The sequence below is a fragment of the Paenibacillus sp. OK076 genome (assembly GCF_900110055.1).
Lineage (GTDB): Bacteria > Bacillota > Bacilli > Paenibacillales > Paenibacillaceae > Paenibacillus.
The window spans coordinates 42,644-50,178 of sequence record NZ_FOCH01000011.1 but is presented as its reverse complement, the minus strand read 5'-3'; the positions used below and the strand labels follow the sequence as shown (position 1 = coordinate 50,178).

6 protein-coding genes, 1 tRNA gene, 1 rRNA gene and 1 pseudogene are annotated in these 7,535 nt (G+C 45.2%); all 9 read left to right on the top strand.

What is annotated here, in order from left to right:
* A 5S ribosomal RNA gene (gene rrf, locus BMY78_RS31825) occupies positions 1-95 on the top strand; the annotation flags it as partial.
* 358 nt (positions 96-453) lie between these two features.
* Positions 454-1,911, top strand: coding sequence for an IMP dehydrogenase (gene guaB / locus BMY78_RS31820; RefSeq protein ID WP_090905373.1), 1,458 nt, complete (start codon positions 454-456; stop codon positions 1,909-1,911).
* Positions 1,912-2,342: 431 nt separating this feature from the next.
* Positions 2,343-3,731 (top strand): D-alanyl-D-alanine carboxypeptidase family protein, encoded by a 1,389-nt coding sequence (locus BMY78_RS31815; protein ID WP_090905371.1) that lies wholly within the window; start codon positions 2,343-2,345, stop codon positions 3,729-3,731.
* Positions 3,732-4,004: 273 nt separating this feature from the next.
* Positions 4,005-4,211 (top strand): annotated as a pseudogene (locus BMY78_RS31810) (pyridoxal 5'-phosphate synthase lyase subunit PdxS); the annotation flags it as partial.
* Positions 4,212-4,276: 65 nt separating this feature from the next.
* Positions 4,277-4,867 (top strand): pyridoxal 5'-phosphate synthase glutaminase subunit PdxT, encoded by a 591-nt coding sequence (gene pdxT, locus BMY78_RS31805; protein WP_090905369.1) that lies wholly within the window; start codon positions 4,277-4,279, stop codon positions 4,865-4,867.
* Positions 4,868-5,133: 266 nt separating this feature from the next.
* Positions 5,134-6,417 (top strand): serine--tRNA ligase, encoded by a 1,284-nt coding sequence (serS, locus tag BMY78_RS31800; protein ID WP_063567620.1) that lies wholly within the window; start codon positions 5,134-5,136, stop codon positions 6,415-6,417.
* Between the two features lie 280 nt (positions 6,418-6,697).
* A tRNA-Ser gene (locus tag BMY78_RS31795) sits at positions 6,698-6,786 on the top strand.
* Between the two features lie 193 nt (positions 6,787-6,979).
* Positions 6,980-7,321: a hypothetical protein gene (locus tag BMY78_RS31790; RefSeq protein WP_064641367.1), complete on the top strand. Its 342-nt coding sequence runs from the start codon at positions 6,980-6,982 to the stop codon at positions 7,319-7,321.
* Between the two features lie 25 nt (positions 7,322-7,346).
* Complete coding sequence (locus BMY78_RS33030) at positions 7,347-7,523, top strand: hypothetical protein (RefSeq protein WP_175382032.1); 177 nt, start codon at positions 7,347-7,349, stop codon at positions 7,521-7,523.
* The last annotated feature ends 12 nt before the right edge of the window (positions 7,524-7,535 follow it).

Here is a 7,535-nt window from a genome sequence, read left to right as displayed (position 1 = left end):
TTCCACACGTACCCATCCCGAACACGACCGTTAAGCCCTCTAGCGCCGATGGTACTTGGACCGCAGGGTCCTGGGAGAGTAGGACGCCGCCAAGCAAAGAACCACTGCCGATGTTATTCGGTGGTGGTTTTTATTTGTTTAAAAATATAAAAATACATTAAAAGCTGTTGGCTTAGAAACAGTGAGGTAATTGACTTAACATAGATAAACGCCACTCATATCGAGTGGCATTTTTATATATATAAAATGAACCTGTCCGCATGGAAAATACAGTTGTATGCATCAGGCAATACACCTAATATAACCAGGGAGTTTCCCTTGACAGTCTAAATAACGCTTTGCTAAGATGGCAATAATAAATTTTTCAGAAAACGTATTTTCGGCATAAAATACAGCCTGAGATCTTCGGGTTTTGGACCGTAAAGCTGAGCAAACATAAGGAGGAACGCCCGCGTGTGGGAAGATAAATTTGGTAAGGAAGGTTTCACCTTCGACGATGTACTGCTGGTGCCCCGGAAATCCGAGACACTGCCTAAAGAAGTGGACGTATCTGTTCGTTTGAGTGACAGCGTAAAACTGAATATTCCTTTGATTAGTGCTGGTATGGATACTGTTACTGAAGCGACATTGGCTATTGCTATTGCCCGTGAAGGCGGTATTGGTATCATCCATAAAAATATGTCTGTTGAGCAGCAAGCGGAGGAAGTGGATCGGGTTAAGCGTTCTGAGAGTGGTGTTATTACCAACCCGTTCTCATTGACAGCGGAACATCTGGTTTCTGATGCAGAAGCGGTTATGGCGAAATATCGTATTTCCGGTGTACCGATTGTTGAAGGAGATCAAAAGCTTGTTGGTATCCTGACAAATCGTGACTTGCGTTTCATCCACGACTTCTCCATTAAAATCAGCGAAGTCATGACACGTGAGAATCTGGTAACTGCGCCTGTAGGTACTACACTGCAAGAAGCAGAAGGCATTCTCCAGAAGCATAAAATCGAGAAACTTCCATTAGTAGATGAGTCTAACACACTGAAAGGTCTCATTACGATTAAAGATATCGAAAAAGCAATTCAATTCCCTAACGCAGCTAAAGATGCACAAGGACGTTTGCTGGTTGGAGCAGCGATCGGGATTTCCAAAGATACCTTTGAACGTGCAGATGCATTGGTTCAAGCCGGTGTGGACCTGATTACGGTAGACTCGGCACACGGACATCACATTAACATCATTGATGCGGTTCGTCAGCTGCGCGAGCGTTTCCCGAACCTGACAATTGTTGCAGGTAACGTTGCTACAGGCGATGCAACTCGTGAGTTGATCGAAGCAGGGGCATCAGTTGTCAAAGTCGGAATTGGTCCAGGTTCCATCTGTACAACTCGTGTAATTGCTGGTATTGGTGTTCCTCAAGTAACAGCAGTATACGATTGTGCCAATGTAGCACGTGAATATGGCGTACCAATCATTGCTGATGGTGGTATCAAGTACTCTGGTGAAATTACCAAGGCTCTTGCTGCAGGTGCTCATGCAGTTATGCTGGGAAGCTTGTTTGCAGGTACGGCAGAAAGCCCTGGAGAAACAGAAATCTTCCAAGGACGTAGCTACAAAGTTTACCGCGGCATGGGTTCAATGGCTGCAATGAAACAAGGAAGTAAAGATCGTTACTTCCAGGATGATGACAAGAAACTGGTTCCGGAAGGAATTGAGGGACGTGTTGCTTACAAAGGTCCATTGTCTGATACGATTCATCAGTTGATTGGTGGTCTGCGTTCAGGTATGGGTTACTGTGGTACAAGCAGTTTGGAACAGCTTCGCAACAACACTCAGTTTATTCGTATTACAGGTGCGGGACTTCGTGAAAGTCATCCGCATGATGTACAGATTACGAAAGAAGCTCCTAACTACTCGTTATAATCTGATTTGTGTTAATCATTTCCAGGACAGGCTTGGCGATTTTCGCCGAGCCTGTCTTTTTTTGCGGATACCCCTGTGATAGAATAGAACAAGCGGTAATGATCCTTTAATGGATTAGGGCATTGCGGCGGTTTTTTGACGTGAGTCTATGAAACTGTTTTTAACAATGAATTTTGAGTGATAGACAAAGGTTGAAGGTTGCCCAGCGAAAAAAGAAGCGCGGACGTCCTTTTACATAAGCATTTCATTTAATGCTAACTAAGTGACAATCGATTCGAACTTTAGGGGCAATGACATTGCTCTTTCGATACAGCGCATATACAACACATCTCACACATCATCTCCACCTGATTGGGACTAAGAAAATATTGCAGCTCAAGCTGCACTGAAGCACACAATAGAAAGCTTCGGACCGAAGGGAGTATTCATCATTGAAAGCCAAACAAATGAATAAGAAAAAACGTCAAATGCTCAAAAAAAGCGTAGCCTCGGTTATGCTGATTAATATGCTCTGCATGTCTGCGGTAATGCCTGTTATGGCTGCTGCAAACGATTCGGGGCAGGTGTTGACCGCGGCAGCTACAACAACGAAGACAGGAAAAGCTGTGGACATTCCTTCGGCAGACTCACTGGGACTCGATGTTAAATCAGCCATACTGATGGAGGCTTCAACGGGCCAGATTCTGCTCAATGTGAATGCGGATAAAGCTATGCCGCCAGCCAGCATGACCAAAATGATGACCGAGTACATTGTGGCTGAACAGGTTAAACAGGGAAAGTTTAGTTGGGATGATGTTGTTACAATCAAAAAGAACGCTGCAGAAAGTACTGGCTCACGCATTTTCCTCGCAGAAGGTGATCAGCATACTATTAAGGAACTATATATCGCCATGGCTGTAGGATCAGCCAATGATGCTACAGTGGCCTTGGCTGAGCACATCGCTGGTTCCGAACAAGCTTTTGTCAAAATGATGAATGATGAAGCGAAGCGTATGGGAATGAAAGATAGCTATTTCATCAACTCAACAGGTTTGGATCGGGCAGATATGCCTGCAGATTTCCGTCCAGCTGAGGACAAAGAAATCGTTATGTCGGCACGGGATGCGGCCATTTTGTGCAGATATATCATCATGGATCACCCGGACTACAAAGATTTTACAACCATTCAATCCTATAAATTCCGTCCCAATGACAAAGATCCAATTATTAACTATAACTGGATGCTGGAAGCGAATAAAAATATAACCAACTTCAAAAGCTATGCTTATGAGGGTCTGGACGGGATGAAAACGGGCCATACCACGAACGCTGGGAATAACTTTACCGGTACGGCTGAGCGTAATGGCATGCGTCTGATCAGTGTGGTTATGGGTACCGATTCGGAGCCGGCACGTTTCAGAGAAACGAAGAAAGTATTGGACTTCGGATTCAACAATTTTGAAGTGAAACAGGCGGTTGCTGCCAAAACTAAAGTCACAGGCTGGGAAGCTGTAGCTTTGAAAAAAGGGAAGGAAACAACTGTACCTGTTGTGACGGATAATGCAGTAAGTTTCGTTGTACCTAAAGGTACCCAAAACCTGGATGTCACGTTTAAAGCCAATGTAACTGAAGCTGATAAGCTAGTTGCTCCAATCAAGGCCGGAACCAAGGTTGGGACGGTTACTTATACCTACAAAGCAGAGGGAATTGAGCCTCAGGAGAAGACAGTCAACCTCATCACCGCAGAAGAAGCCGAAAAAGGCGGTTGGTTCCGTCTCTTCTTCCGTGCAGTGAAAGATTTCTTCGTTGATCTGTTTGATGGCATCAAAAACCTGTTCTAATAGACAAGGTGAAAGAAGACGGACAATATGACATTTTTAATATAGTGTCGTTGGGCCATTGACAAATTACAAGCAATTCCGACCGGATGGATTGTATATTTACAATTTTTCCGGTAAAATATCAAGTTAGAATTCTACGTATAAATCAGTTAAAAAGACTATTGTTCTTCTAACTGACACGGCATATTCCACATCCTGTTTATGGACAAGAACGATACAACCATTACGGTAGATTAGGGTATGGAAACGGGAACAGCACGCGTTAAAAGAGGTGCGAAAGCGCGGATCGGACATTACGTTGAAGCCAAGGTCTTGGAATCCCTAAAAGTGGATTACCTTGATGAGAGTGTAGTGCTGACTCCATCTGATGAAGTATTCCATATCTACAAACACGAGTTCACTGTCCCGTTTGTAAGTGGCGCCAAGGACTTGGGTGAAGCGTTGCGCCAGATTGGCGAATGGGCTTACATGATCCGTACCCATTCCAAACTTGCACCTTCCGAGCGCATGAAGGATCGCGGCTGGTAAGAGAAAGGTGGATTTTAATGAAGATCGGCGTTTTAGCACTTCAAGGGGCAGTCACCGAGCATATTCGCAGTATTGAACGGGCTGGCGCAGAAGGATTGGCTATTAAACAGGTACAGCAACTTGAGGAGCTGGATGGGTTGATTCTTCCTGGCGGTGAGAGTACCACGATTGGCAAACTGATGCGCAAATATGGTTTCATGGAGGCCATTCGAGCATTCGCTGCTGAGGGTAAACCGGTATTCGGCACCTGTGCTGGTTTGATTGTTATGGCCAAACATATTGCAGGACAAGAGGAAGCTCATCTGGAGCTAATGGATATGACCGTCTCCAGAAATGCATTTGGACGGCAGAGGGAAAGCTTTGAAACGGATCTCCCGGTAAAAGGCATTAAGGAGACGGTAAGGGCTGTGTTCATCCGGGCACCCCTGATTGAGAGTGTAGGAGAAGAGGTAGAAGTTCTCTCCACTTACAAGGATGAGATTGTTACTGCTCGCCAAGGGCATCTGCTGGCTTGCTCCTATCACCCTGAGCTGACAGATGATTATCGACTGCATGCATACTTTGTGGACATGGCTAGGTCGTATAAACAGCCTGTACAGAACCAATAGTGATTGATATACAACCTATGACTGCCGGTGAACCGGATCAGTCCTCCAGAGGCTCACAAGGCTTGCTGGCAAGGTGCTGTCTGGTCAGATGCCTGATGTTGCCCGTATCTGCTTCCAAAGCGGGAATCGCAGCGTAGGGCAGCACCGGAGGCCATAGGTTGTTTTTTACCATTGAGGAATAATCAAGTTATACGGAGCTGCAAAGTTTTGTTATGAGTTAATAAGGAAGGTTTCTACTTTGTGGTGTTATTTAGGAGGGGTATTTAGTGCTTGATGTGAAAATATTGCGGAATGAGTACGCACGTGTTGAAGAAGCGTTGACGAAACGTGGCAAATCGCTGGATCTAATCGCCGGGTTCACGGACATGGATGCCAAGCGTCGTGAGTTGCTGCAAGAGAGTGAAAACCTGAAAAGTCGCCGGAATACGGTATCCGGAGAAGTTGCCAAGCTTAAAAAGAGTGGTGAAAATGCCGACGAGTTGATTCTTGAGATGCGTGAAGTCTCTGATCGGATCAAAGCAATGGATGAAGAAGTGCGTGAGTTGGAAGTGAAGATCAACGATCTGACTATGGCGATTCCGAATATTCCTAACGAGAGTGTACCTGTAGGTGCGTCCGAAGATGATAATGTGGAGATTCGTCGTTGGGAAGAGCCAAAGTCCTTTTCATTTACGCCAAAAGCACACTGGGAAATCGCACAGGATCTCGACATTCTTGATTTTGAAGCGGCTGCCAAAGTAACCGGCTCCCGTTTTACCTTTTATAAAGGGCTGGGTGCACGTTTGGAACGCGCTTTGATCAACTTTATGATGGATCTGCACAGCGATCAGCATGGGTATGAAGAGATTCTGCCGCCATACATCGTTAACCGTGACAGCTTGTTTGGGACAGGTCAACTGCCGAAATTCGAGGAAGACCTGTTCAAGCTGAAAGATACCGAGTATTATTTGATCCCTACCGCTGAAGTTCCGGTAACGAACTATCATCGCGAAGAGATTTTGAATGCAGACCAACTGCCCAAACACTTTGTGGCATACAGCTCATGTTTCCGATCCGAAGCAGGTTCTGCTGGACGGGATACACGCGGCTTGATTCGTCAGCACCAGTTCAATAAAGTTGAGTTGTTGAAACTGTCTTCTCCTGAGACCTCTTATGAGGAATTGGAGAACATGACCCAAAATGCGGAGCGTGTGCTTCAATTACTGGGGCTGCCTTACCGTGTACTGACGTTGTGTACAGCAGATATGGGCTTCACGTCTGCCAAAACGTATGACATCGAGGTCTGGTTGCCAGAAAGCAATACGTATCGTGAAATCTCGTCTTGCTCCAACTGTGAAGACTTCCAAGCACGTCGGGCTAATATCCGTTTCCGTAGAGAGCCAAAAGCGAAACCGGAATTCGTCCATACGTTAAATGGTTCAGGACTGGCAGTAGGGCGTACCGTAGCTGCTATTCTGGAGAACTACCAACAAGAAGATGGAACAGTGGTTATTCCTGAAGCACTGCGTCCTTACATGGGCGGAGTCAGCGTGATTGCCCGTCGTTCCTAAGACGTTCAACTAAATGAATGAAATAAAAAACCGTCTCCTGACAAATGGAAGTTTAGAACGTTCCATTATGACTGGGAGGCGGTTTCTTGTAGTATACAGAAAAGGCTAAACAGATTCTGAACAATAATTTCAATCGTTGAACAGCACTATTTACCGTTGTTTAACAGGGCTAAACTCACTTTTTAATGTATCGAATATAAAAATAATATAAAAGGTTGCTTTCTGCCATACAATTATGGTATGATCTATTTCGTGGCAAGTTTATAAAAATTAATTCCCTGGAGAGGTACCGAAGCGGTCATAACGGGGCGGTCTTGAAAACCGTTAGGGGGCAACTCCACGTGGGTTCGAATCCCACCCTCTCCGCCATACTACAATAATGATAAGGATTCGAGCGATAAGCTCGGGTCCTTTTTTGCATTTATTTATCCATTTGGCGCAGCGGCCTACACGTTGTACTTACAGAGCATGTTTACGACAGAAAATCAGTTTGTTTCATTATCTGTGAGATGCATAAAAACATTCGAATCGCCGCACTTTATATAAGAGTGGAGGTGGTAAGATGAACCGCGAATTAAACATAGATCAGACAGAGCTTGTTGGTGCATGGCAGGAAAGATTGCCTGAAGTTCTTAATGTCGGAGATCGGGCTCAGGTTATGGCTGACGAGGCTGATCAACAGGCTATTCGAATTCACATCGCAACAGCGGGACACCAGATGTACTCATTTGATTTCAAGTGTGCCTATGTGGATTCTCGTGAAGTCAGTGTGCAGCTGATTGATGTGGAGCGCGATGGAAGGACGACAGATGAGCGTACAGAGCCCATTCAGGAATTGGCTCAGGATTACACTCGTCATATTCATGAATGTGCCCAGTCGTTGCAACCCAAAACCAGACATTAGGCAGACGTCAAAGGAGTGGTAATACGTGAGCAAAGCGAAAGCTGGAACAGATAAAAACCTGCAAAATGTAGTCGCAGATCTGGATCAAACACCTGTGAATAGTCACCATGCCCAGCAAATTCAACAGGACTCGAATGACCGTCGGCATCAGGATTCCATGAATCATGACAAAACGGAAGATATGGACCCATCCCATTCCTAATCCATGAAGAGG

Coding starts and splice junctions, on each gene's coding strand:
- pdxT (WP_090905369.1), top strand. CDS start 4,277: ATGAAGATCGGCGTTTTAGCACTTCAAGGGGCAGTCACCGAGCATATT.
- BMY78_RS31790 (WP_064641367.1), top strand. CDS start 6,980: ATGAACCGCGAATTAAACATAGATCAGACAGAGCTTGTTGGTGCATGG.